We start from the raw sequence: 25,416 nt of genomic DNA, 5'->3' as shown, positions 1-25,416 counted from the left end.
CAGTTCAATCACAGCCGCTATTGTATAGTCACCAGACTTAAAGACAGCTTAACCGTGCGCGGCCCTGTCATTGTTGCCATGGCCCGCTTTTACACAGGTTTAAGAGGCGGTTAAGAATCGAAACAGTAATATGCCCTTCAACTCTCCTGATATGGGCATGTTTTGTGAATGCAAACCTGAAAAAAGAACTGAGATCGGCGGCTGCCAGGCTCGCAAGTGCCGCCATGCTTTGCTGCTCGGTAGCGGCATGCTCGACCTATCAGGCCAAACCGCTGGCCTCGGCCAGTACATTGCTTGACGCAATCCCGCGCCTGACAGTGGATGCCGCTTCGCTGCATTTCCCAGAACGCACGAGCCACGGCTTCGACCCGTCGGACGGGTTGGATATGACAGAGCTGTCCATGCTGGCTGTGACAAATAATCCGGATTTGAAAGCCGCGCGGAATGATGCAGGCGTCGCGCACGCCCAGGCCTTTGCCACAGGCCTCTTGCCTGATCCTCAGCTCGCACTGAGCCATGATCTCTCCAATACCGGCGGCCCCGGCGCTACCAAGGCTTTCAGCTACGGCCTGAGTTTCGATTTCGGCTCTCTTCTGACCCGGCCTTCAACCTCTGCGGCCGCCGAATTTGAGGCAAAAAAAACGGACCTGAACCTGTTGTGGCAGGAGTGGCAAGTGATCGCCCAGGCGCAGTTGCTGTATATCAAAATGGTGCAGGGCCAGAAAACAATGGATGTTCTGCAGCAGAGCCTGGCTCTTTTTTCAGACCGCCTGCTCAGAACCCAGACCGCATTGAGCAGGGGACTGCTGACCAGCGATGCCGTCACGCCTGACCTCGTTGCGTTCCAGGACGTGAAGAGGCAGCTGAATGACATGGAGCGCCAGGCGAATCAAAATAGGCACGACCTGCACCTGCTGCTGGGCATACAGTCCAACGTGGATATCAAACTGCAAGATGGGCCGATGCCGCCTGCACTGGACGAGCGACGGATATTGGCGGCCCTGGGCAACTTGCGGCAGAGGCGGCCCGATCTGATGGCGCTGGAGGCCGGCTACAGCGCCCAGGACCAGCGTTACCGCGCCGCTTTGCTGGCACAGTTCCCCAGCCTCAACATCGGCCTGACGCGGGCACGCGATTCCAGCGACGTTTATTCAAATGCGGTCGGCCTTACACTGTCCTTGCCTATCCTGAATCGCAACAGGGGGAATATTGCCGTCGAACAGGCAACGCGCCAGAAGCTCTACGATGACTACCAGCAAAGGCTCAATATTGCCGATAGCGACGTGCATAAAATTCTGGCCGACCAGCGCATCAATGCAGGTCAGCTGGCCGATACACGCATGGGAATAGAGTCGCTGTCGCTGGCTGTCCGGCGCACAGAAATTGCGCATCTCGCCAACAACGTCGATTCGCTGGCTTATGCCAACGTAGCCGGTGCCTTGCTGGCGAAACAAATTGAAGAAATCAACCTGCAGCAATCCATTCTGGAACAGCGCGTCGCATTGCAAGCACTGCTTGGCGGCGAGCTGCCTGTCCTGAATCCTGACAAGAGTGAAAAACGATGAAATATAAAGCCATAGTCTCGGGTGTGCTGGCGGTAGTAGTCATTGCCGGCGCTTTCTGGTGGTTCAAGACCCGTGGAAGTGAGGACACGGGCGCAGAAGCGCCGAAAGGCAAAGGGGAGGAGGTTAGCGCTCTGGTCCAGACCAAAGCCGTCGCCAGACAGCAGCTCGACAACACGCTGACAGTCTATGGGGATGTCGTGATGGGCAAGGCAACGGCGGTCGGCTTTCCGCAAGCAGGGCAGATCATGCAAATGGCCGTCGTGATAGGGCAGCAGGTGCACCGAGGAGATGTTCTGGCGACGATTGCCGGCGACCCGTCTTCGCAGGCAGCCTATACGCAGGCGCTAAGCGCGGCGACTCTGGCGGCGAATGAGTTGCGCAGGAACGAAGAGATGCTTGCCCTTCAATTGGCGACGCAGTCACAGGTGGACGCCGCGAAAAAACAGCGACAGGATGCCGAGTCGAATCTGGCTGCACAAAAAAAGCTGGGTGGGGACTCCGCGTCCGGCGTAGCGAAGGCTCCATTCGACGGTGTTGTCAGCGCGTTGTCAGCTGCCCAGGGCGACCGCATTGGCGCCGGAGCGCCGGTAATGCAGCTGGTGCCTGTGGATAGTTCGAGAATACAGTTCGGCGTGGGGCCGGATCAAAGCCGGCTGATCAAGGCCGGCACGCCGGTTTCCATCTCGACGGTGCAAAACCCGGCAAAAACTGTCGTCGCAAAGATAAAAGAAATTCAAAGCCTGGTGGATGCCAAATCGCAACTGGTGAACGCCATTGTCGAGCTCCCTCCCGGCAATGGGCTCTCTCTGCTTCCCGGCATGCATGTCCAGGGCCTTGTCCAGCTCGGGAGATACACTGTGTGGTCGGTCCCGCGGCAGGCGGTGCTGACGGATGACAAAGGCCCCTATCTTTTCCAGGTTCGCCAGGGCAAGGCAGTCAAGGTTGCCGTAAAAACCGTGGTGGACCAGTCCTCCACTCTCGGTGTGGATGGCCCGCTGGATGCGACGCTGCCGGTGGTGGTGGTCGGCAATTATGAGCTGGTGGATGGCATGGCTGTGCGGGAGGCCGCGCGATGAGCGCCAGGACCTGGACGCAGTCGCATCGCCGTTCGCTGCTTTTCCTTGTGGCCATGCTCGCGCTGGCGGGCGTCGTTGCAGCGCTGCGGCTGCCGGTATCCCTGTTTCCCACGGTCGATTTCCCGCGCGCCGTCATCGCATTGGATGCCGGGGACCAGCCGGCCGAGCAGATGGAGATGGCGGTGACTCGCCCCGTGGAGGAGGCCGTGCGCCGGGTGCCCGGCGTGCGCACGGTGCGCTCCACCACCAGTCGCGGATCGGCTGAAATCTCAGTAAACTTTGACTGGGGCCGCGACATGGCGTCGTCAACCTTGCAGATCAATGCAGCAATGGCCCAAATCCTGGCACAACTGCCCGCGGGAACCCAGGTTTCGACACGTCAGATGGATCCGACGGTCTTTCCCATCATCGCCTACAGCCTCACCACGACCACGCTGTCTCCGATACAGCTGCGCGACCTCGCTGAATACCAGCTGCGACCCCTGTTATCGGGCGTGGACGGAGTTTCGCGCGTACAGGTACTGGGCGGGGCGGTAGAAGAATATCGCGTCACGGTGAATCCCTTGAAGCTGAAGGCCCTGGACCTGAGCTTTGACGATGTTGCAAAAGCATTAGGCAGCGCCAATATCATCAGCGCCGTGGGCCGCTTGGAAGATCATTACAAGCTGTATCTTGACATTGCGGACAGCCGGCTTCAAAACTTGCAGCAAATCAGGCAGAGCGTCGTCAAGAACCCCGGCGGCGCAGTCATCCGCCTCGCGGATATTGCTGAAGTTGAACAATCGACGGTGCCAGGATGGACACGTGTTACTGCCGACGGCAAGAACGCAGTACTTTTCTCGGTATACCAGCAACCGGGCAGTAACAGCGTCCAGATCGCGGCCGACATAAAGGACAAATTAAAGACCTACGGTTCTCAATTTCCTGCGGGCGTCACCATCGCCAACTGGTATGACCAGAGCCAGCTGGTGCTGCAATCGGCCTCCAGCGTGCGGGATGCGGTGATGATAGGGATTGCACTATCGGCGCTGGTGCTGCTGTTTTTTTTACGAAATATAAAGGTGACGCTGATTGCGATCATCGTTGTGCCTGCCGTCCTGGCCACCACCGTGGTGCTGCTATTTGTGCTGGGGATGAGTTTTAACATCATGACGCTGGGCGGCATGGCTGCGGCCGTAGGGCTGATCATTGATGATGCCATCGTCATGATTGAGCATATCATTCGCAGGCTGCAAGATGACAAGGGGGACATGCATGAACGCGTCATGAGCGCCGCGTTGGAATTTTTCCGCCCCTTGGCCGGCTCCAGTGCGTCCACGCTGATCATTTTCGTTCCTCTCGCTTTTCTCACCGGCGTTACTGGCGCTTTCTTCAAGGCTTTGTCGCTAACCATGGCGGCAGCGCTTTTTATTTCTTTCCTGATCACCTGGCTTGCGGTTCCCTTGCTGGCAGACCGCTTCCTGAATGCGGGGGACGCGGAACACAAAGTGGAAACGCGGCTGGTCAAATGGCTGCATGTCCGCTACGACAGGCTGATGCAGGTGTTGCTGGCGCGGCCTTATCTGGTTCTGGCAGGAGTGTTGCCGCTTGTCCTGGCAGGCTGGTTCGCATTCCAGCAGGTCGGGTCAGGGTTCATGCCCTCTATGGATGAAGGCGGTTTTGTTCTCGACTACCGCAGCCAGCCCGGAACGGCAATGACGGAGACCGACCGCCTGGTGCGCCAGATGGAAGAAATCATTCGGGCCACGCCGGACGTGGAGACCTATTCCCGGCGCACGGGAACGGGCCTGGGGGGCGGGCTTAGCGAAGCCAATAGCGGAGATTTTTTCGTCAGGCTGAAACCCCTTCCCCGGCGGCCGGTTGATGAGGTAATGAACGATATCCGCACAAGGGTAGAACAAAATGTACCGGGCTTGAGCGTGGAGATGGCCCAGCTGATGGAGGACCTGATAGGCGATTTGACCGCGGTGCCGCAGCCGATAGAAATCAAGCTGTTTGCGGACAATCCTTCGGAGCTGAATGCGCTCGCCGACAAGGTGGCCGGCAGTATTGCAAAGATCAGCGGAGTGGTGGATGTGAAGAACGGCATCAACCCGGCGGGCGACGCACTCAGCATCCATATTGATGCAGTGAAGGCCGCGGCCGAAGGAATGGATGCCGATAGCATCACCAAAAGCCTCTCGAATGCGCTGACCGGTAACGTCGTGACGCAGGTCGCCGGCGCCGTGAAGTCTATCGGTGTGCGCGTATGGATTCCGAATGCGCTGCGTAGTACGGACAGTGATGTAGCCGCTTTACTGATCCGTGCGCCGGACGGGCATTCTTTCCCGCTGCAGCGTGTCGCCAGCGTCAGTGCGATCAGCGGGCAGCCCGAAATTGCACGCGAAAACCTGAAGCGGATGGTCGCCGTAACCGGCCGTATCAGCGGCAGGGATCTGGGTTCTGTGATTGCCGACGTCAAGACGGCAATGACACAGAAAAACCTGCTGCCCAAAGGAAGCTACTATCAGCTTGGCGGGCTGTACGAGCAGCAGCAAATTGCTTTCAAGGGACTGATGGCGGTATTTGCAGCCGCTAGTGCACTGGTGTTCCTGTTACTGCTTTTCATGTATGAAAGCTTCCGCCTGGCGATTTCCATCCTGGTGACGGCGCTCTTGGCGGTATCCACCGTATTCATCGGTTTGTGGCTGACGCATACCGAACTGAATATCTCGGCGATGATGGGAATGACGATGATCATCGGCATGGTGACCGAGGTTGCGATCTTTTACTTTTCCGAACAACAGGAATTGTCGGCCCACGAGGAAGCGCTGCATGCGGTAATCCAGGCGGGTATCAACCGCATGCGCCCCATTGCGATGACCACCATTGCTGCCATCCTGACATTATTGCCCCTGGCGTTTGCGATAGGGCAGGGCTCCGAGATGCAACAGCCGTTGGCAATTGCAATCATTTCCGGATTGATTTTCCAGTTGCCACTGGTATTGCTGGTCATGCCGGTATTGTTTTACCTCATGCGCGACAAAGCGCCAAAATCTTATTAAGGATATCTATGCTTGATCGTATAAAAAATCGTTCGCACTTGCGTTTTTCCCTGCCGCTTGTGCTCGCGGCAGGCGTTTTATGCAGCTCTGCCCCGATGGCGGCAGGCCTGAACTACCACGTTGCCGATACCCAGATACTGGACGGCGATATCAAATGGGATTACCTGACGTTCGACGCTGAGCATAAACGCCTGTTCATTACACGGGGTGACCATGTGGATGTCTTCGATATTGCGGCCAAGAAGGTCACTGCTGTCATTGCAGGCACCAATGGTGTACACGGCGTGGCGCTGGCGCCGCAGATCGACATGGGATTTACCAGTAACGGCAAGGATAATTCAATTACTATTTTTGAACTGTCCACGCTGAAGATTCTGGCAACTGTGCCTACAGATAAAAAGCCGGACGCGATCATCTATGATCCGGCCAGCAAGCGGGTATTTTCCGCCAATGGAGACTCCATGAACCTGACGGTCATCGATCCCATCAAGCAGGAACAGGTCGGAACCATAGAGCTGGGAGGGAAACCCGAGTTTACGGTGGTGGATGGCAAGGGCAGGCTGTTTGTCAATATTGAGGACAAGAACCAGCTGGTGGCGGTTGACACGGTAAAGATGGCGATGTTGAAGAAATACGATCTGTCAGCCGTCTGCGACGAACCCGCCGGCCTTTCCATCGATGTGGCTACCCAGACCCTGTTTGCCGGCTGCCACAATGAAAAAATGGCTGTCGTGAACGGAAATACAGGAAAAATATTGGCAACGCCCGCGATAGGCAAGGGAAGCGATGCGACGGTGTATGATGCCGCGCGCAAGCTCGCTTTCAGCTCCAACGGCGACGGCACATTGACTATTATCGGCGCCGGAAAAAAACAGGGGTTCGAAGTGAAGCAAGTTGTCAATACCATGCCGACGGCAAGAACGATGGCGCTTGATCCTGTATCCCACACCATATACCTAGTTGCTGCGCAGACGGAGGCGGTTACGCCGGCCGAAAAAAGTGCAGAACAGCGGCCGAAACTGAAACCAGGAACCTTTACCTTGATAACGGTTGCCCCACAATAAGCGTGCCGGTGCCGGGCGTTGGCCCGGCACATTTTTCAAGGTGTCGCCGCAAAGCGGCACTGTTTTTCAAGCGCCTAGACTCAAGGCGCCAGCGGCAAGCCCATCTGGCCCCTTAATTCTTTCCTGGCAGCTTCAAACTCGGCATTGAACTCGCTATTTGTCATCATATTGGCGATGATCAGTGTGCCGGCGATGCGGCCGGCATCGATATCGGAACGAAAATGAATGCCGGCAATAACGCGGTTATTTGCATAGTCGGCGGACCTTTGGGCAATTTCCATGCGCTTTTCCGGCAGCATATTCGCCAATAAAATCCCCACCATCGTACCGGCGGTCGCGTGTCCTGATGGATAGGAATATGATTTTGATAGTTTGACGACCGGTTTGACCAGGTCGCTGTATTGATGCGGGCGCGGATGTTTCCAGAACTCCTTGGCCGGGTCGGTCTGGGGGCCTTCCGAAGCCAGTACACGGATAAAGAAAGCGTTCAGCCTGGGTAGCTTTTCTGGTTTGAAATCTGGTCCGACGACGCCGGCGAATCTCCATACACTTTCTTCCGCGTCCGCTTGCGCGCGCGCCGTCATCTCCGGTGTACGTGTGACTTGCAGGGTCAGAACTTCGGCAAGTTCTTCCTTGTTTTTTGCAGAGTCCACCGGTGGAGGCGGAGGAAGCAGTTTGATCAGGTCAAAATCTTTGCTGACCGGGAAAGGCTTTCCTTCTTTTGCATGTGACAGAGGGGCAAATGCAATGCTCACGCCGCATACCGCGGTCAACAGCAAGCTGTAAATTTTTTTCATTAATATCTCGATGAGGGGAATAAAAAAGGCTGCGCCTGCGCTTGTGGCGGCAGACGCAGCACTGTGGCTGACTGCAGGACAGGGCGTTTAGAAATCCAGTGTCACCGATAATGAGAAGCTGCGTTCCGGCAACAGCACCAACTGATCGCCGGCGGCTGGCACGGAGGTGGTTTTGCCGGCTGGTGTGACGCCGACAATATTGTGCTTGTCAAAAAGGTTGTTGATTCCCAGTTGGATCTTGGAATTTTTAATGAAAGCGGATGGGTTCGGTATCGAATAGTTGACGAACAGGTTGGAGATGATGAACGGATCAATAGTGATGGCCTCGTGCGTTGCGCCATTGTCGTTATACATCTTGCCCACACGCTTGGTAAACCAGCCGACGTTCAGGCCGCCTTGCTTGTAATTCAGTCCCAGTGTTTCTGTGTCGCTTGGGTGCATTCTGGACCCACTGTCCCGATGAAGAGTATTTGGCGCTGCCATAAGTTCCATTGACATATAAATCGAATCCACGGCCCAGCATGATGGTGCTTTCCGCCTCTATACCTTGTGTGACGGAGCTGCCGTTGGCAAAGAAGCTCGTGTCGCCGGCGGTATCTGTCGTAGATGAATAGGCGTTGTCGAACTTGATGTGGTAGGCATCGACATCAAGTGTGAACTGGTCCGATTTCCATACGGTGCCGATCTGGAAAGTCTTGCTCTTGATCGCAGACGGCAAGACCGTGACATTCGCATTCTTGACGTCGAATACATTTGAAGGCGGGATTTCATCGCCGGTTGCGAACTGGGCATACGCAGACCAGTTCGGCTGCAGCATGTAGTGCACATCGATGGAAGGCAGCACGGCATGGTAGTTCGCCACATGGCCCACGCTGGCCGCACCGTTCAGACTGCCCACGGTTTTGCCGTTATCCGCGAATTGGGTCAGGTCCTGCTTGTAGGAGGAGTATTTGAGGCCTGGCGTAATCTTCAGGTTGCTGCCAAGATTGAATTCGTATTCGACAAACGGTTGCAGCAGGGTTGTCTTGAATGTTTCGTGGAAGTTCGGCAATACCGAGTCAACCCAGGTCAGCGGATTGGAAGGAATCTGATAGCGGTTGGTGTCTGCGATTTCCGACCACAGGCCCGTGCGCAATATGCCCATTGCCGATTCCTGGCTCAGCCTCAGTATGTTGCCGTAGGTGCGGTAGCCGTTCAGCTTATCCGTGCCGCTATTATTTGCGGTGTTGTTGGCCGTTGAGGTCGGTACGGTAGTTCCAGGATAATTCTGCTGGTTATGGTAGTAGTAGGTATAGGCTTTGTCGTCCAGCTTCCAGCCGTTGTCGAGATTTGAAGTCAGCCCCGCGTATTCGAAATCCGTATTCACATGGTAGAAATTGTAGCCGTAGAAGTTCGCTTTTGTCGGATCGCTGCTCAGCAGGTAGTTGTCGCCGAACTTGGCGATGTCGCTACGTGTCGCACCTTTGATGTTGGGCGTATTGGCGTGCACGGTGATATACGAACCGAACAAGGTCAGTACCGTATCGGCGGAAAAAGCGTATTGATATTTTGCGGAGAATGCATCCCTTTGCTGCTTGTTCAGCGTCTGGTAGCCGTCCGATTTCATTTCGTGGGCGTTGAACAGCAGGTTCGATGCTCCGTCCTGGCCAAACTGTCCTGATTCGTACTCTACGCCGACTAGTGTGGTATTCCAGGAACCGGTAGAGCCGGTTGCGGTGATGCGTTTTTGCTGTTCCAGATTACGCGAAAGCAGGTTGATGGAGCCGCCGAAGTTGGCGGGCCCTATCGTGGCTGCGGAGCCTGGGCTTCTGTCGATGACTGCACCGCCCAGGAAAGGTGCTGGGAAAAATGCCCACGAGTGATGGCTGGGGCTATTCGTGTCCTGGAAGGGAATGCCATCGAACAGGATGGAGTAGTCGCCGTCGGCGAAGCCGCGGAAAAAAGTCTTGGTATCACCAAGGCCCGGGCCGTTGGGGCTGTAGCTGTACATCGCCGGCGCCATCTGGATAATCTGGCTGAAATCTGCGGTAGGAGCGGTAAAATTGCGGACAAATTCGTCGCTGACTTCAGATTGTGCTGAACGGGCGCTAAGCGAACCTTGCGACACAGCTGCTTTTGACGCTTCTGCAACCTTGGTGCCGGCTATCACTACAGTGCCGGCGTCGCCAGCGGCTGTTTCGGCTAACTCCTCTGCAAAGGAAATCGCCGGGGTTGCGAGAGACATACAGGCGACTGCGCCCAGGATGTGCATGGTCATTGGCTTAAGTTTCGGAATCTTCATGAACTGCTTTCTCATTGATAAAAATAATTAAAATAAAACTGCAAATCTGGCGCGGGCTGTCATCGAGTTGGCCGTAGGCTTGTATCTTCGGCAAATATGTCCAATCGTCGTTATACATTTGCGAGTCATGCCCTATTGAGTCCGACGCATCTTATGGAGCATTTATGACAGCAAAAAGACATGAAAATATTGGCAAAAACAGTGTTGTTTTTGCTGAAAATTAAGGGAATATTAATTTTCAACGTAAGAAAATATGTCTCAATCTGTGGGGCTTGCGTCCAGAGGGGAAAGAAGGGCTTGGAGATAAAAAACGCCGTCCGCGACTGGGAAGGAAATTGAGCCGCGGAGATGATGCTGCGCGATCTCCTCGATGCCGATTGCCGTCGCAGCTTGCTATACCTGTTGAGAGAAAAGAAAATTACATGCAATTGCTATTGATCGAAGACGATCAGATGATAGGCGAGAGCCTGGAACAAGGATTGAAGAAGGAGAAGTATCAGGTCGACTGGGCGCGTGACGGCTTGGAGGCGGAAGAGCTGATTGTAAGGAATAGCTACCACCTGATGCTGCTGGATCTTGGGCTCCCTAAAAAGCAGGGGCTGGAAATACTGCGCATCTACCGCGATGCGAAGGGCAAGGCCGCGGTCATGATCATTACTGCCCGTGATTCCACTTTTGACAGAATAAAAGGCCTGGATACCGGAGCCGACGATTATCTCATCAAGCCGTTTGATCTGGATGAGCTTTTTGCCAGACTGAGGGCGCTCTTGCGCAGGTCAATGGTCATCGAAAGCCAGGAGATAACTCATAGCGGCCTTAGTCTGAATGTCTCATCACATGAAGCAAAGTTCAACGGAAATCCGCTCCGCCTGTCTGTCTACGAATTCAAGTTGATGCGTGCCTTGCTTGATGAGCCGGGCAAGGTCCTGTCCAGGGCCAGGCTTGAAGAAAAGATCTACGGCTGGAATGAAGAAATCGGTAGTAATACCATCGAAGTGTATATCCATTCCTTGCGAAAAAAGCTGGGGCAGGATTTTATCAAAAACGTGCGTGGTGTCGGTTATAAGGTGGCGAATAAATCATGAAGGCAGCAAAGACTATCCGCCGGCAATTGCTGGTTGGCCTGCTGGCCGGCCTTGTGCTGGCAATCTCGGTGGCGGGTTTTGCCACTTATCTCAAGATGCGCCATGAAACGAACGAATTGTTCGATTACCAGTTGAAGCAGATTGTGCGCTCCTTTCCGGCAAACATGGTGCACCAGAAGAGCGAGACGCCTGACACTCACCCCGGAAAGAAAATCGTTGTGCAGGTCTGGAATCAACAGAGGGAACTGGTGTTTACCTCCAACGCACAAAAAAATTTACCCCGATATGACGGCCGCGGTTTTTTTGAAGTGGAAGTTGGCGGCCAGCGCTGGAAAGTGTATAGCGAAGAAAACGAGCATCAAATTGTCCAGGTCGGCCAGTTGATTCTTGATCGGGAAAAAATAGAGATCAGTCTCGCACTGCGTTCACTGATTCCTTTTTTTGCACTGATACCTATCCTGGGAGTACTGATCTGGCTGCTGGTGGGGAAAAGTTTGCAGACATTGAGCCATCTGGCATCCAACCTGGATGAGCGGTCGGCAGATATGCTGAATGAACTCAGCATAGCCGGTTATGCGCCGGAGCTGACTCCCATCGTTCTCGCCATTAACGATCTCTTCAAGCGCCTGGATCATGCAATGCAGTCCCAGAAAATGTTTGTCGCGGACGCCGCGCATGAATTGCGTACGCCGCTTGCCGCACTGAAGCTGCAGTTGCAACTTGTGGAAAAAGCGGATAACGACTTTGAGCGGCAACAAAGCATCGCAAGGCTACACGAGCGCCTGAACCGCGCAATCCATCTGGTACAGCAGTTGCTTACGCTGGCGCGGCAGGGTGCGGTATCGGAGCACGTGGGGCGTGAGAAACTCAACCTGCAAGAGCTTGCAAGGAGCGTAGTGTCTGACCATGCATTCCTTGCTGAACAAAAATGCATTGACCTGGGCGTTGAGGCGCCGGACGAGGATGTCTACATTAATGGGAACCGGGAGTCCATGCACATCATGCTGGGGAATCTGGTTGACAATGCGATCCGCTATACGCCGCGCGACGGCCGGGTCGATGTCACCGTCAGCTTCACGCCGGAGGGACCACGCCTTGAAGTGCTTGATTCCGGCGCCGGCATTCCAGAAAAAGACAGGACCCGGATCTTTGACCGTTTTTACCGGGGTGAGGGAACGCGTGAATCCGGCAGCGGTCTGGGGCTGGCCATCGTCAAGGATATACTGGATCGACACCACGCAATGTTTTCTATCTTGCCCGGCGCCGGCGTCGGCGGAACCGGATTGACGTTCAGCATTTTGTTTAAATGAACTCAATGAGCCTCGCCCGTACAGCAGCAAAAGCATTTCAGACTTGCAGGACCAAAAAGGCTAGGGCCCGAAGTACAAGGTCGCTTTCAATCCAGGCTGGCTGTCTTCCAGCCGGAGCCTGCCGCCATGCAGCTTGGCGACTGCCGCCACCAGGCTGAGCCCCAGTCCCGCCCCCGGTGTGCCACGGCTGGCATCCCTGCGGTAGAACCTTTCCAGGACTTTTTCCTTCTCTGCATCCGGTATGCCGGGGCCGTCATCCGAAACGCTGAGTTCCAGCGTGCCGTCAGAGTGTTTACCGGCGTCGACTGAAATGCTGCCGTTTTCGCTGACGAACTTCAGTGCGTTATCGATCAGGTTTCCAATTGCCTGCGCAATCAGCAGCGGGTCTCCCGCCAGCGGGAGCGGACCGTGAGACAGGAACTGGAGCCTGATGTTCCTGAGCTCCGCCACAGGAAGGTAAAATTCCACTGCTTCGTCGGCGATCCGGCTGACATCGATTTCGACGAAACCGGCGCGGCGCGAGCCGCTATCGATTTCTGCCAGCCTGAGCAGCGCATTAAAAATGGCGATGACCTTGTCAACGTCAGCCGTGGCGCCTTCAATCTCAAAGAAGGTTTGATCCGGCCCGGGCCGCGTCAGGGACAGTTCCTCCAGGCGGGAACGCAGTTCCGCCAAGGGCGTGCGCAAGTCGTGGGCGATAGAATTGGAGACATTGCGTATCCCATCCACCAGGTATTCAATCTGGTCCAGCATGCGATTTTCCGTTTCGATCAGCGTGTTTAGCTCGCTGTCGCCGCCGTATGCCGGGAGGCGGTGGGTCAGGTTGCCATTCATGATGGCAAATGCCGCCTGGCTGATATCGTTTACTTTTGATAGCAGGATGCGCCGTATCAGCAGGCCACCGGCCGTTCCCAGGAGGACGACAATGCTTGCCGCTCCTATCAGCCCATAGAGGAACAGGTTTTCCAGCGACCTGTACCTGGTGACATCATTCGCAATCAACAGATGCGAACCATCGGGCAGGGCCGTATGCAACACTGCAATGCGGAGCGGTTTGTCTGCGGTATTGATGGACAGCGTATAGACGCCGGGCTTTGCAGGAATCTCGCTCGGCCAATAAGGCAGGTTGCCGGTAATTTTCTTGAACGAAGCATCCGCAAGCAGCACGATTTTTTCAGCGCCCGCAGGTTGTGTGCCAACCTGTATGTCGATCGCGCTTGCCAGCGTTTCCCTTCCGTGTCGCTGAAAGACATTAAGCAGCCGTTGCGAGTCGGCCTGGAGAAAGGCTATCCTGCCTTCTTCCACCGTTTCGCGCCAGGAAAACCATAGCGGTGTCGCAAACGCGACCAGCACCACCAGGCTAACGAGGACGTAGCTGAGTGAAACGGTGAGGGCAGAAAATCTGAAGGCGCTAGGCATTTGCAGTCAACATATAACCGGCGTTGCGGATTGTCTTCAACAAGGGGCGATCGCTTCCTGCATCAATCTTCTGGCGCAGCTTGCTGACATGGACATCGACGACGTTTGTCTGCGGATCGAAATGATAATCCCACACGTTTTCCAGCAGCATCGTCCTGGTTACCACCTGATTGGCGTGGCGCATCAGGTATTCCAGCAATTTGAATTCGCGCGGCTGTAGTGAAATCTGCTTGCCGCCGCGGGTCACCTTGTGTGTGAGAAGGTCCATATTCAGGTCCTCCAGGGCCAAGGCGGTTTCTGCGTGGCTGTCCTGTGACCGGCGAAGCAGGGCATCCAGGCGGGCCAGCATTTCACCGAAGGCAAACGGCTTGGTCAGGTAATCATCGCCGCCGCTTTTCAGGCCCCGGATCCTGTCATCCACGTCGGACAGTGCGCTCAGTATAAGGATGGGTGTTTTGTTGCCGGTTTTACGCAGGGTCTCGATAATCGCCAAACCGTCGATACCACCGGGTAACATGCGATCCATGACGATGGCATCATACGGCTCGCTCGCTGCCAGGAACATGCCGTCGCGGCCATTGGCGGCGTGGTCGGCGGTATGGCCCGCTTCCTTCAAGCCCTTCTTCAGGAAGAGGGCAACGCGTTCATTGTCTTCGACAATCAAAAGCTTCATGGCGTTATCCCCTTCAATGACGTGGCTGGCGATTGCAGTTGGCTTGGCATTTTGCCCAAGTGGAGCCTGTCTGCCGAAATGGTAACCCCGGCTTGATCAACATGCAATATTCTTGTTGTGGTGAATGGCGTCTGCATCAATTAGTGTCCTTCCAATAGGGTAGCGCTGATGCCGTTGCCGGCCGCTGTGCTGTCCGCCAGCCATCCGCCAGCCATCCGCCGCCCAGCGCCCGGTACAGATCGACAAGGCTGGTAAGCCGGTTAAGGTGTGCTGTAATCAATGACTGCTCGGCGCCATAGACATCGTTTTGAGCGCTCAGTACATTCAGGTAGCTATCGCTGCCATTGGAGAACAGCATGTTCTCCAGTTCCAGTCGTTTTTTCTGGGCGTCGGTGTATCGTTGCTGTGCTGCCAGTTGGTCGTCATAGGTGCCTCGCGCGGCAAGCCCGTCGGCCACTTCACGAAAAGCGTTTTGTACGGCCTTTTGATATTGTGCGACGCCGATATCTTTCTGCACCGTTGCGATATCCAGGTTTGCACGGTTGGCGCCCGCATCGAAAATGGGAAGCAGCAGCGAAGGCAAGAAAGACCATGCGCCGGCGCCCCCGCCAAATAGCCCGGCCAGCGTGGGGCTGGCGGTTCCGAACGAGCCGGTCAGCGATATTTGCGGGAAGAATGCTGCACGCGCTGCGCCGATGTTTGCATTTTCTGCCCTTAACGCGGCTTCCGCCTGCAATATATCGGGTCTTCGCGCCAGAAGGTCCGACGGCAGGCCCTCCGGGAGATCTGCCATCATCGTTTGCGAGGCCAGCGTTTCCGGCGAAGGCAGGTCTGCGGGCAAGGGCTGGCCCAGCAACAGCACCAGCGCGTTTTCTGCCTGGGCGCGAAGACGGGTCTGGCTGGCCAGATTGGCACGCGCTTGTTCCACCGCTGTCTGGGTCAGACTTAAATCCAGCTCCGACAAAGTGCCCACGTCGAATTGCAATTTGGCGAGCTTGTACGAAGCCTGGGCTGATTGCAGCAACTGGCGGGTTACCTGAAGCTGTTCGTCGTAGGCCAGTGTTGCGAGGTATTGGTCCGCCACCTGGGATATCAGCAACACTGTCGCCGCTTTCTGGGCGTACGAGCTTGCGGCATACTGTTCCCATGCTGCGTCGGAAAGACTGTGTGCCCGGCCGAAAAAGTCAGCTTCCCAGGCGACGTTCAAATCGCCCGAATAGCTGCGGGAAATGCTCGCCGTGCTGGAGCCTGCGGTGCCTCCGGCGCCAGATGTCTTGACTGCAGCGCCGGAAGCGAAGCTGACTTGTGGAAAAAGGGCCGAGCGCTGCAGCTTATATTGAGCCCTTATTTTCTCGACATTCAGCAATGCTATCCGCAAGTCCTGATTATTCTTGAGTGCGATCTCAACCAGCGCTTGCAGGCGCGGGTCGGTCAGGAAATCGCGCCAGCGAACATAGGCGGCGCTGCGTGCCGTGCTCCCCTTTCTGTCAGCGGGCGTTTTGTAGGCATCGCCAGCTGGAAAGGAGGTGGCTACGGATACAGGAGGGCGTTCATAGGTGGGTTGAAGCGCACACCCTGATACCGCGAGAAAGAGGATGGACGATGCTGCATAGTGACGAATTCGCATGTTAATGGTCTCCTGATACGGACAGCGGTGCGGCGGCGACTGCGGTGTCCTGCGTCGTACCCGCCTTCTTTTTTTCCAGTTTATTGGCGACCACTACATAAAACATGGGAATCATGAACGTGGCGATAAAAGTTGCCGTCAGCATGCCGCCTATCACGCCGGTACCGATCGCATTCTGGCTGGCGGAACCGGCGCCGCTGGCCAATGCCAGAGGCAGCACTCCCAGCACAAAGGCCATGGAAGTCATGACTATAGGGCGCATCCGCATGTGTGCGGCTTCCAGGGCGGCTTCAATGGCAGTCAGTCCCTGGGCATGGCGCTCACGTGCAAACTCGATAACGAGAATCGCATTTTTTGCCGACAGGCCTATCGTCGTCAGCAGGCCAACCTGGAAATAAACGTCATTGGACAGGCCGAGCAGCGAAGTCGCACCGAGCGCACCCAGTACACCCAGCGGCACGACCATGATGACAGATACCGGCACCGACCAACTCTCATACAGAGCGGCCAGGCTCAGGAAGACGACGAGAATGGAAAGCCCGTACAGAAGCGGCGCTTGTGAACTGGAGGTTTTTTGTTGCATTGAAATACCCGTCCATTCAAAGCCTACCCCATCCGGCAGCTTGCCGGCCAGCCTTTCCATTGCCAGCATGGCCTGGCCGGAACTGCGGCCGGGCGCCGACTGGCCCTGGATCTCCATCGCTTCAATACCGTTGTACCGTTGAAGCTGCGGCGGGCCATAGGTCCAGTCAGATGTGGCAAAAGCGGAGAACGGCGTCATGCTTCCTGAAGTGTTGCGGACGAAAAGCTGTTTCAGGTCATCCGGATTCATGCGGAAGGGCGCATCCGCCTGTACATACACTTTTTTAATGCGGCCGTCGGTATCGAGAAAATTGTTGACATAGCGCGAGCCCCAGGCGACGGAGAAGGTTTGATCTGCATCTCTGGCACTAACGCCCAGAGCCGCCGCTTTTTCACGGTCTATGCTGATCTTGAAGCTGGGGTTGTCGTTCTGCCCGCTAAACCTGACCTGGGCCAGGTCAGGATCTTTTTTTGCCATCGCGAGTAGCTGATCCTTCGCCTTGGCCAAGGCTTCGTGGCCCAGCCCACCCCCGTCTTCCAGTTCAAAGTCGAACCCGGCCGCCGTGCCCAGGCCCTGAATGGGAGGAGGGCTGATCGGCGTAATAATGGCGCTTTTGTCTGCGGCAAAATGCTGTGCAATGCGAGCGCTCAAGGCTTTGGCACTCAAGTGGGCAGAGGGCCGCTGATCCCAATCCTTCAGGCGGACGAACAACTGCCCCTGATTTTGTCCACGCCCTGCATTGTTAAAGCCGTTGACGATGAAGGTGGCGTCCACCACATCGGCTTCATCTTTCAGCAGGTACTCACTGACACGGTCAAGAACCGCACCCGTTCGTGCCTGGGTCGAGCCGACAGGGCCCTGAACCTGAACAAAAATATAGCCCTGGTCTTCATTCGGCAGGAACGATGTGGGCAAGCGGTAAAAAAGAATGCCTACCGCAGCGATGATGATGCCGTAAATAATCATCCAGCGTCCGGAGCGTGCCGCGACGTGTTTTACACCGTGGACGTATTTATCCCGCCCACTATTAAAAACGCGGTTGAACCAGCCAAAGAAGCCTTTTTCGGAATGGCCATGCGATGGCTTCAGCAAGATGACGCAAAGGGCGGGCGTGAGCGACAGCGCGACGAAAACCGACAGGAGCATCGATGCGACGATGGTCAGCGAAAATTGCCTGTAAATACCGCCGACGGTGCCGCTGGAAAATGCGACGGGAACGAACACCGCGCACAAGACCATTGCCACGCCTATCAGGGCGCTGCTGATCTGCCCCATTGCCTTGCGTGTTGCTTCCAGCGGTCCAAGCCCGTCCTCCTGCATTACCCTCTCGACGTTTTCGACGACCACGATGGCATCATCGACAAGGAGGCCGATGGCTAGCACCAGGCCGAACATCGATAATGTATTGATCGTAAAGCCGAGGGCAGCCATCACACCGAAAGTACCCAGCAGTACGACCGGAATCGTGATGGACGGGATCAGCGTGGCGCGGAAATTTTGCAAGAAAAGGTACATCACCAGAAATACCAGCACAATACCCTCGATCAGCGTCTTGACGACTTCCTGGATAGATATCTTTACAAACGGTGTGACATCATTCGGATAGACCACCTGCAGTCCGTGCGGAAAGTAGGGTTGCAGTTCCTTGAGCCGCGCGCGTATCGCATTGGCTGTTGCCAGTGCATTTCCGCCCGGTGCGAGCTGGATGCCGATGCCGCAGGCGGCCTGCCCATTGTATTTATTGTCTACGTTGAAGTTTTCCGGCCCCAGCTCGATGCGGGCGACATCCCGCAATCGTATCTGCGCACCGTCCGGCGCCACTTTCAGCAGGACATTGCCGAACTCTTCAGGCGTTTGCAGTAAAGTCGATTCGGTAATCGTCGCATTCAGCTGCTGGTTCTGGACAGCAGGCGCCCCTCCCAGCTGCCCACCGGAAATTTGCACGTTTTGCGCTTGCAGGGCAGCCGTCACGTCCAGCGGCGAAAGGGAATAACTGTTCAGCTTTGCCAGGTCCAGCCACACCCGCATCGCATACTGAGTGCCAAAGACATTCATGTTGCCGACGCCATTGATCCTGCTGATTGGATCTTGTACGTTGGACACGAAGTAATTGGCAATGTCGAATTTGTTCATGCTGTGGTCCGTTGAAACAAAGCCCAGCACCATAAGGAAAGAATTCGTGGATTTTGTCACGCGGACGCCGCTTTGCTGCACCTGTGCCGGCAACAACGGCACAGCGAGCTGCAATTTATTTTGAACCTGCACCTGGGCGATGTCAGGATCGGTTCCCGTGGCGAATGTGAGCGTCGTTGTTGAAACGCCGGTATCGTCGCTGGTGGAGGACATGTAAAGCAGGTTATCGATGCCGCTCATTTGCTGCTCGATAACCTGGACTACGGTGTTTTGCACGGTAACGGCGGAAGCGCCGGGATACGACGTGCCGATTTGCACCGTGGGCGGAGCCACGGGAGGAAACTGTTCTATCGGCAGAGACCACATGGCGATACCGCCGGCCAGCATGATGAGAATGGACAGGACGATCGCAAAGATAGGCCTGTCGATGAAAAATTTTGACATTGTGCGCCTTCTTCCTAGTTGGGTTGCGCGGCAGGGGCCAGCCTGGGGTTCTGCGGTGCTTGCCCCGGCAATGCGCCGGAGCCGGGGCCGGGCGAGATATTTGCAATATTCGCGCCGTTTGCGATCGCGGCGCCGACCGGGTGAACAAGCATGCCGGGGTGGGTTTTCTGCGCGCCACCCACGACGACATTGTCGCCTTCGCTCAGGCCGGCGGTAATTACCCATTGGTCCCGCAGGGTATTCGGCGCCTGCACCGTCCTTTCTGTAATTTTATTGCCTGCACTGACGACAAGCACGGTTGCCTCTCCTTTTGCGTTATGGGTGACGGCGGAAGCCGGCACCAGGAAAGCAGCATCATTGACGCCTTCTTCAATACGGGCGCGCACGAACATGCCGGGAAGCAGGACATATTTGGGATTGGGGAAGACAGCGCGCAAGGTCACCGAGCCGGTACTGGAGTCAACGGTGGTACCGCTTACCTGCAGCGTTCCCTTTAACGGATATTGTGTGCCGTCTTCCAGCGTCAATGTCAGTTTGGGTGCATCCGTTCCATCGCTTTTCAGGCGCCCGCTGGCAAGATCGCGTCTCAGCTGCATGCCGGCGATGCTGGGTTCGTTAAGGTCGACATAGATAGGATCTATCTGCTGGATGGTCGTCATCAGCGTAGCCGCGCTTGCCTGCACGTAAGCACCCTGGGTGACTTGTGAAATGTTGCTCCGCCCGGTGATAGGGGAAGTGACATTGGTATAGCCGAGATTGATCCTGGCTGTTTCGGCTGCAGCGTTCGCAGCAGCAACGTCGGCTGCGGCCTGGCCTTCTGCCGAAACGGCATTGTCGAACGCCTGTTTGCTGACTGCATTTGCACCGACAAGGATTTTGTAACGTTCTGCCTGGGCCTTGGTTGTTGCCAGGTTTGCTTCCGCCTTTTGCTGAGCTGCCTGAGCGCTGTCGAGTGCTGCGCGGAATGGCGCGGCGTCGATCTGATAAAGAGGCTGGTTTGCAGTGACGTCGGCGCCTTCCTGGAAGCGGCGTTTCTGGACAATGCCGTCCACGCGGGCGCGCACCTGTGCCACCAGGTAGGCCGTGGTCCTGCCGGGAAGCTGCTGCGTTACCGGAACACTGCTATGCCGCACGGCCAGGACGTTGACTTCGACCGGCATCGCTGCCTGTGTGTCCTGCGTCGTGTCAGGCTTCTTCGAGTCGCATCCGGCACACACCAGCGCCAGGCCGGCGATGGCGGCAGGCGCGTACCGCGACATTTTGTTAAGTGAAAACATGGTCCATTCCATTTTCGTCGTTGTGTGTTCCGGATTTGTCGAACGCCTGCTTCCGGGAGCGGAAGCAGACATAGGAAGTCTGCGCCGGCCTGGGTACTCCGGCCGGCAAAGGGTTGCTTTAGTCGACGTAGGCAGGGTCGGCTGAAATATAGGCCGTCACTGCATGGTCCATGGTGCCGGGCGGTGCAATGCGCTGGAGGTCAAAAGAGGCGACTGTGCCGTCAAAGGTCCAGGTAAAGGTTTTTCCGCCGATATTGAAGTTGATGGTTTCTCCGCCCGTGACGTTGATGTATTTCATGCCGGAGGTAATCGTCACGGTGCGTAAGCCGGATGATGCGGAGGCTGCCTCGCCCAGCAGACTGACATCGGTCGATGCCATGGAGGAGAGTGCCGAGACAGAGATGACCAGACCGAGCATGGCCTGGATAAGTGTGGTGCTTTTCATGTTGTACTCCTTAAAAGAATTACCGCGGTCACAAGTCGAAGAGTGCGGTAGGAGTACTTTGCGCCAGTGCTGTTTAACAGGATATTGGCGATTCATTAAAGATTGTTAATGTGGGAGGACTGTGGTGGGCAGAACAGGTGAGCAATTTGCACATTTAAATCAATTGCGGGTTGTAGCAGCAAACTGCAGCACCAAACTAAGGACATCATTTCTAATTGCCAAATTAATTACATATCCTTCTCTACTTCCTGTTCCTGGCAGTAGTAGAATGCACACATCTCCGGTCTGAAGCGTTTATTCCTCTATGGGTAGGCGTATAACGGAGAATCCAAGCAACCGCTCTAATGTGATCAACAAATGGAGAAGTCATGGAATATTTTGGCAGTTTTGCTTTGGTTGTATTTTTTTTCGCCATCGTGTTCGTCTTTAAAACGATCAACGTCGTTCCGCAGCAGCATGCCTGGGTCGTCGAGCGCCTGGGTAAATACCATGGCACCCTCGGGCCGGGCCTGAACATCGTTGTCCCTTTCGTGGATCGCATCGCCTACAAGCATGTGCTGAAAGAGATTCCGCTGGATGTGCCGCCGCAGGTGTGCATCACGCGCGACAATACCCAGCTGCAGGTGGACGGTATCCTCTACTTCCAGATTACCGATGCCATGCGCGCTTCCTACGGTTCTTCCAACTACATCGCCGCGATCACGCAGTTGGCGCAGACCACCTTGCGCTCGGTCATCGGCAAGATGGAGTTGGACAAAACCTTCGAAGAGCGCGACCACATCAACACCACCATCGTCAATGCAATCGATGAATCCGCTGCCAACTGGGGTGTGAAGGTACTGCGCTACGAGATCAAGGATCTGACGCCGCCAAAGGAAATCCTGCATGCGATGCAGGCGCAGATTACCGCAGAGCGCGAGAAGCGCGCGCTGATTGCCGCGTCTGAAGGGCGCAAGCAGGAGCAGATCAATATCGCGACCGGCGAGCGCGAGGCGTCGATTGCCAAATCCGAAGGCGAGAAGCAGGCATCGATCAACCGGGCGCAGGGCCAGGCGGCTGCCATCCTGGCGATTGCGCAGGCCAGTTCCGAAGCCTTGCGCATGACGGCTGCGGCAATCCGCGAACCCGGCGGCTCCGATGCGATGAACCTGAAGGTGGCCGAGCAATATGTGGCGGCTTTCTCGCAGTTGGCAAAGACCAACAACGCTGTCGTTGTACCCGCCAATCTGGGCGACATGAGTGGCCTGATTGCCAGCGCATTGACGGTCATGAAATCGCAGAAAACCGAGATCGTCAAACCGGCTTCTGCGGTCAAGTAGGCAGGCAATATGATCTGATGCGGCCTGTATGGCGTGATAGCCTTTGGACGGCACGGGATGATTCCGTGCCGTTTTTATTGATGCTGCCGTTACAAAGAAGGTCGCGGTAAAACGTCGCTTAAATGCCGACAGCGTTAGGCATGCTCCGCATTTCCTGCAACGCAAAAAAGTGGAGCGCAAACATGATGCCGAACCCGAGGATGGGCAGGCCTATGATGATGAAAGAAAGTGGAAGCCCAATGGTAGTAAGCAGCACGGCGCTCATGAGACTGGTGCCGACGCGGTCTGTATAAAAAATTCTCCCATCCTGGGTCTTGATTCCCGCTACCAAACCGGACTGGACATACAGCGTGATGGTATGGCCGACGGCGTTGCGTATTTTTCCATTCATTCCTGAGTAAACAGAGACATTTTTTATAGTCTCGTTTCCAATCTCCATATATCTGTATTTGTGGTATTGATTTCCAGGCTGTGTGCTGTCGGATATCTCTTGAAGGATGCCCTGATATTCTTTCATTTTTAACCCCTTTGTTAATCAACGCATTCATTTTTCCGTCCAGGACCAGGCGCAGTGTTGGACGAAATAAGTGTGTTGAAAAATTGAATCCCAGCCAAACCAGCCGATGCTTTCGTCCTGGCTGCGTTGCTGAATAATGCTTCACTGCTTGATGCCCGTTACCACGGTCCTGCCGTCGGCCGTGACGTAGGGAATGGCAAAATGCTTGACCTGTACCTTGATGTACCTTGTTATGCCGTTCATGTCCTTGACTTCACGCGCACCTGTCACGTCGAATACAAAATAATTCATGGCCGTGATGAACTTGTTGCCGGTGCGGGCCTGCTCCATTTCGCGGCCTCCTTGCTCGTCATCGGTCAGCCTGATACCCCACCAGCGGTCGTCCGACTTCCGAAAGTGCGGATCGTCGAATTTGTACATGATGGTTGTCGGCCGTCCTGCCTTGGGATCGGCCGGTACGTAACCCTGGGTCCAGTTCAGTCGCATCACCATGCCGCCCTGTGACAGGTCAAATGGGTCCAGCTGCACGGCAGCAGCGCGCAGATAGTAGCTATTGTTTTGGCGGAACAGCTCGATCCTGTTTTTGATCACTTCCGAAAATTCGGCAATGGTGTCCTTGCGCACAAAGGTGTCGCGTAGATCGCGTCTTTTTCCGGTAATGCCTTGATACAGGTCGAACTCAAGCAGCGCGCAATACTCGATCTCGGACTGCGACATCGGGGTATTGGATTTGGCGGCATACAGCATCGACATATCGCAATTTGCGCGGCCAACAAAGGGGCTTCCGCCAAAATTGCCGGAGCTGCCCATCCTCAGATGAAGGGCGCCTTCCAGCCGTTCGGGGTTGTAACCCACTTCATTCCACCATTCGGGCGTGATGCTTCCCGGATTCCGGATTGTCGCGCCGAAGGCATTGGCGTTTTGCGCTAACGCCGTTGAATCGGACAGGGTGCCAGCAGCGATCAGCACAGATGCGGCCAGCCAGTTTGTTTTTATCATCAGGTTTTCCTTCTATCGATATCGAATAATGTGCAGCCGTAATGCGCTCAGGATTGCGCCCGGTTTTCAAAATGCAAACCTCAGTATTTTGGGCGTGCCAGCCAATGGTGCCCTCAGCGGTCTTTCTCTGCGAATCGGTCGCTGAAGTACTGCACCTCGTCATGCAAGGCCGGGGGATGCATGAATGTGGCTGGCATAGGCCGGCGCGGTGTGCCATGGCCAATATTGCCGGCCGGCTTTGGTGCAATTCCTACGCTCGCCCACGCGACGCCGCAGAAGACGATGGCTGCTGCCATACCCCACCAGCGGGTTGCTGCATTTCTGAATGGCATGGTTTTCCTCCTTGTATTCATGCTTCAACTACAAATACGGAAATGCTTTTGAAAACCGGACATCGAATGCAGAGAAAATTGAATTTTTTTGAAAAAGCCGATGTAAACCCTGATGGCTTGGCCATGGGTTTTTCGAAGGCGAAGCTTCGATTTGGCGTTTCAGGAATGAATTACGGCCTTGGGGAGCCGGCATCAGGCCGTCGCTTATTGGATATCGCTATCATCGCCAATATGTTGGACTGGCCTGAGGAGGATGTGGATTTTTGCGCCAGGCCTATCTGGCCAAGGCATTCGTATTATCGCGTTGTCAGCGATGGAATTTGATGCCCGGCCCCGTGGCCCAGTATTCGCCTTCAGTAGGGTGGACGGCTTTCAGCGCCATGCCCCTGGCCTGGAACAGGGGGTGTTCCAGTGCTTCTTCAGTGCGTAGAATGGGTGTGACGCAGCAATCTGCGAGGGCAAATTTTTCTGTCCAGTAAGCCATGTCATGCTGGGCAAAGATGGCATCGAGCTCAGCCTTCAACGCGGTTGCATCTTCGCCGCCTACATGCTGGCCATAGGCCCAGTGCCTGGGCTTGAAGTCCGGCCTTTCCAGCACATCGCAGCAGGCTTCCCAGAACTTGGGCTCCAGCGCGCCCACCGCCATGAAGCGGTCGTCGGCGGTACGGTAGACGTTGTAGCATGCTGCCCCGCCGGTCAGTAAGTCGCGTCCGGGCAGTGCGACTTTGCCGAAATTATTGACGGCAACCAGCGGCATGATGTTGTGCGCAAACACGGTATCGGTCATTGAAATATCGACAAAGCGTCCGTGGCCGCTGGTCCTGGCGCCGATGATTGCGGCCAGTATGCCTTGCACCGCTGCCTGCGCGCCGCCCAGCAGATCGCCGATCTGCAGGTTGGGCAGGGCAGGCACGCCGTCCGGACCGGCGTTCTGATCCAGCATGCCGGCATAGCCTATGTAGTTGATGTCATGGCCTGCCAGTTGCGCGAATGGGCCATCCTTGCCGTAACCCGAGATGGCGCACATCACCAGCCTGGGGTTACGCTGCTTCAGTACATCCCAGCCCACACCCAGCTTGTCCATGACGCCGGGGCGAAAGCTTTCGACAACGACATCGGCGCTGTCTACCATGGACAGGAACTGCTCGCGGTCGGCGGCATCTTTCAAATCCAGGGTCATGAATTGTTTGCCGCGGTTCACCGCCACAAAGAATTGCGATACCGATTTGCGCACGTAGCCCATACTGCGTGCATAGTCGCCTACGCCCTTGTCTTCTATCTTGATGACTTCAGCACCCATGTCGGCCAGATGCATAGTCGCGACCGGGCCAGGCAGCAGGCGGGTCAGGTCGAGAACGCGGATTCCTTGCAGTGGTAGATCGGTCGCTGATGTCATCGGGTGTTGAGCAATAAATGACGCAATAAA

The 25,416-nt window shown here is 55.7% G+C and carries 21 protein-coding genes; 8 read left to right on the top strand and 13 right to left on the bottom strand.

The annotated features are described in order from the left end of the window. Nucleotides 1-164: 164 nt before the first annotated feature. From ACO0LO_RS01480 to ACO0LO_RS01465, 4 genes are read left to right on the top strand one after another with little or no spacing between them, the layout of a single operon-like run. Nucleotides 165-1,565 (top strand): TolC family protein, encoded by a 1,401-nt coding sequence (locus ACO0LO_RS01480; RefSeq protein WP_422962414.1) that lies wholly within the window; start codon nt 165-167, stop codon nt 1,563-1,565. Next, nucleotides 1,562-2,641, top strand: a complete 1,080-nt coding sequence (locus ACO0LO_RS01475; protein WP_422962413.1) for an efflux RND transporter periplasmic adaptor subunit — start codon at nt 1,562-1,564, stop codon at nt 2,639-2,641. Before ACO0LO_RS01480 ends, ACO0LO_RS01475 begins: the two co-directional genes overlap by 4 nt. Then, nucleotides 2,638-5,685 (top strand): efflux RND transporter permease subunit, encoded by a 3,048-nt coding sequence (locus ACO0LO_RS01470; protein WP_422962412.1) that lies wholly within the window; start codon nt 2,638-2,640, stop codon nt 5,683-5,685. Before ACO0LO_RS01475 ends, ACO0LO_RS01470 begins: the two co-directional genes overlap by 4 nt. A gap of 8 nt (nt 5,686-5,693) precedes the next feature. Beyond that, a complete protein-coding gene (locus tag ACO0LO_RS01465) occupies nt 5,694-6,749 on the top strand; it encodes a YncE family protein (RefSeq protein ID WP_422962411.1) in 1,056 nt (351 codons plus the stop codon). An 80-nt stretch (nt 6,750-6,829) separates the two neighbouring features. Here ACO0LO_RS01465 and ACO0LO_RS01460 read toward each other — a convergent pair whose 3' ends face one another. The 3 genes from ACO0LO_RS01460 to ACO0LO_RS01450 form a co-directional block, all read right to left on the bottom strand. Beyond that, nucleotides 6,830-7,546, bottom strand: coding sequence for an acid phosphatase (locus tag ACO0LO_RS01460; RefSeq protein WP_422962410.1), 717 nt, complete (start codon nt 7,544-7,546; stop codon nt 6,830-6,832). A gap of 87 nt (nt 7,547-7,633) precedes the next feature. After that, on the bottom strand, nt 7,634-7,987 hold the full coding sequence (locus tag ACO0LO_RS01455) for a hypothetical protein (protein WP_422962409.1): 354 nt from the start codon (nt 7,985-7,987) through the stop codon (nt 7,634-7,636). After that, complete coding sequence (locus tag ACO0LO_RS01450) at nt 7,893-9,770, bottom strand: TonB-dependent receptor (RefSeq protein WP_422962408.1); 1,878 nt, start codon at nt 9,768-9,770, stop codon at nt 7,893-7,895. Before ACO0LO_RS01450 ends, ACO0LO_RS01455 begins: the two co-directional genes overlap by 95 nt. Before the next feature lie 479 nt (nt 9,771-10,249). Between ACO0LO_RS01450 and ACO0LO_RS01445 the strand changes: the two genes are divergently transcribed. Then, the gene (locus ACO0LO_RS01445; protein WP_422962407.1) at nt 10,250-10,912 is read left to right on the top strand and encodes a response regulator; all 663 of its coding nucleotides are present in this window, start codon (nt 10,250-10,252) and stop codon (nt 10,910-10,912) included. Continuing rightward, complete coding sequence (locus tag ACO0LO_RS01440) at nt 10,909-12,222, top strand: ATP-binding protein (RefSeq protein ID WP_422962406.1); 1,314 nt, start codon at nt 10,909-10,911, stop codon at nt 12,220-12,222. The genes ACO0LO_RS01445 and ACO0LO_RS01440 overlap by 4 nt, the downstream gene beginning before the upstream one ends. A gap of 60 nt (nt 12,223-12,282) precedes the next feature. On the opposite strand, the gene ACO0LO_RS01435 is transcribed toward ACO0LO_RS01440, so the two are convergent. The 6 genes from ACO0LO_RS01435 to ACO0LO_RS01410 all read right to left on the bottom strand — a co-directional run bounded on the left by ACO0LO_RS01435 (nt 12,283) and on the right by ACO0LO_RS01410 (nt 20,823). Beyond that, a complete protein-coding gene (locus ACO0LO_RS01435) occupies nt 12,283-13,641 on the bottom strand; it encodes a sensor histidine kinase (RefSeq protein ID WP_422962405.1) in 1,359 nt (452 codons plus the stop codon). Next, nucleotides 13,634-14,314 carry a winged helix-turn-helix domain-containing protein gene (locus tag ACO0LO_RS01430; protein WP_422962404.1) on the bottom strand — a complete coding sequence of 227 codons (681 nt, stop codon included), beginning with the start codon at nt 14,312-14,314 and terminating at the stop codon, nt 13,634-13,636. Before ACO0LO_RS01430 ends, ACO0LO_RS01435 begins: the two co-directional genes overlap by 8 nt. Nucleotides 14,315-14,450: 136 nt before the next feature. Then, a complete protein-coding gene (locus ACO0LO_RS01425) occupies nt 14,451-15,941 on the bottom strand; it encodes an efflux transporter outer membrane subunit (RefSeq protein WP_422962403.1) in 1,491 nt (496 codons plus the stop codon). 1 nt (nt 15,942) lies between these two features. Next, nucleotides 15,943-19,101: an efflux RND transporter permease subunit gene (locus ACO0LO_RS01420; RefSeq protein WP_422962402.1), complete on the bottom strand. Its 3,159-nt coding sequence runs from the start codon at nt 19,099-19,101 to the stop codon at nt 15,943-15,945. A 14-nt stretch (nt 19,102-19,115) separates the two neighbouring features. Continuing rightward, entirely contained in the window at nt 19,116-20,378 is a 1,263-nt protein-coding gene (locus tag ACO0LO_RS01415; protein WP_422962401.1) for an efflux RND transporter periplasmic adaptor subunit, read from the bottom strand. 118 nt (nt 20,379-20,496) lie between these two features. Next, nucleotides 20,497-20,823 (bottom strand): CzcE family metal-binding protein, encoded by a 327-nt coding sequence (locus ACO0LO_RS01410; protein ID WP_422962400.1) that lies wholly within the window; start codon nt 20,821-20,823, stop codon nt 20,497-20,499. Between the two features lie 368 nt (nt 20,824-21,191). On the opposite strand from ACO0LO_RS01410, the gene ACO0LO_RS01405 reads away from it, so the two are divergent. After that, the gene (locus ACO0LO_RS01405) at nt 21,192-22,142 is read left to right on the top strand and encodes an SPFH domain-containing protein (RefSeq protein WP_422962399.1); all 951 of its coding nucleotides are present in this window, start codon (nt 21,192-21,194) and stop codon (nt 22,140-22,142) included. Between the two features lie 118 nt (nt 22,143-22,260). Here ACO0LO_RS01405 and ACO0LO_RS01400 read toward each other — a convergent pair whose 3' ends face one another. The 3 genes from ACO0LO_RS01400 to ACO0LO_RS01390 all read right to left on the bottom strand — a co-directional run bounded on the left by ACO0LO_RS01400 (nt 22,261) and on the right by ACO0LO_RS01390 (nt 23,990). Next, nucleotides 22,261-22,659 (bottom strand): hypothetical protein, encoded by a 399-nt coding sequence (locus tag ACO0LO_RS01400; RefSeq protein ID WP_422962398.1) that lies wholly within the window; start codon nt 22,657-22,659, stop codon nt 22,261-22,263. A gap of 141 nt (nt 22,660-22,800) precedes the next feature. Then, nucleotides 22,801-23,658, bottom strand: coding sequence for a hypothetical protein (locus ACO0LO_RS01395; RefSeq protein WP_422962397.1), 858 nt, complete (start codon nt 23,656-23,658; stop codon nt 22,801-22,803). Between the two features lie 113 nt (nt 23,659-23,771). Beyond that, a complete protein-coding gene (locus ACO0LO_RS01390; RefSeq protein WP_422962396.1) occupies nt 23,772-23,990 on the bottom strand; it encodes a hypothetical protein in 219 nt (72 codons plus the stop codon). A 48-nt stretch (nt 23,991-24,038) separates the two neighbouring features. Here ACO0LO_RS01390 and ACO0LO_RS01385 point away from each other — a divergent pair, with 48 nt between their 5' ends. After that, on the top strand, nt 24,039-24,314 hold the full coding sequence (locus ACO0LO_RS01385) for a hypothetical protein (protein WP_422962395.1): 276 nt from the start codon (nt 24,039-24,041) through the stop codon (nt 24,312-24,314). Here the strand turns inward: ACO0LO_RS01385 and ACO0LO_RS01380 are convergent. Beyond that, complete coding sequence (locus ACO0LO_RS01380) at nt 24,298-25,386, bottom strand: CaiB/BaiF CoA transferase family protein (protein ID WP_422962394.1); 1,089 nt, start codon at nt 25,384-25,386, stop codon at nt 24,298-24,300. The two genes, ACO0LO_RS01385 and ACO0LO_RS01380, sit on opposite strands and share 17 nt — an antisense overlap. Nucleotides 25,387-25,416: the final 30 nt, after the last annotated feature.

It is taken from the genome of Undibacterium sp. TJN25, from assembly GCF_049339885.1.
In the GTDB taxonomy this organism is placed as follows: Bacteria; Pseudomonadota; Gammaproteobacteria; order Burkholderiales; family Burkholderiaceae_D; genus Undibacterium.
This window is presented reverse-complemented; position numbering and strand designations above follow the sequence as displayed.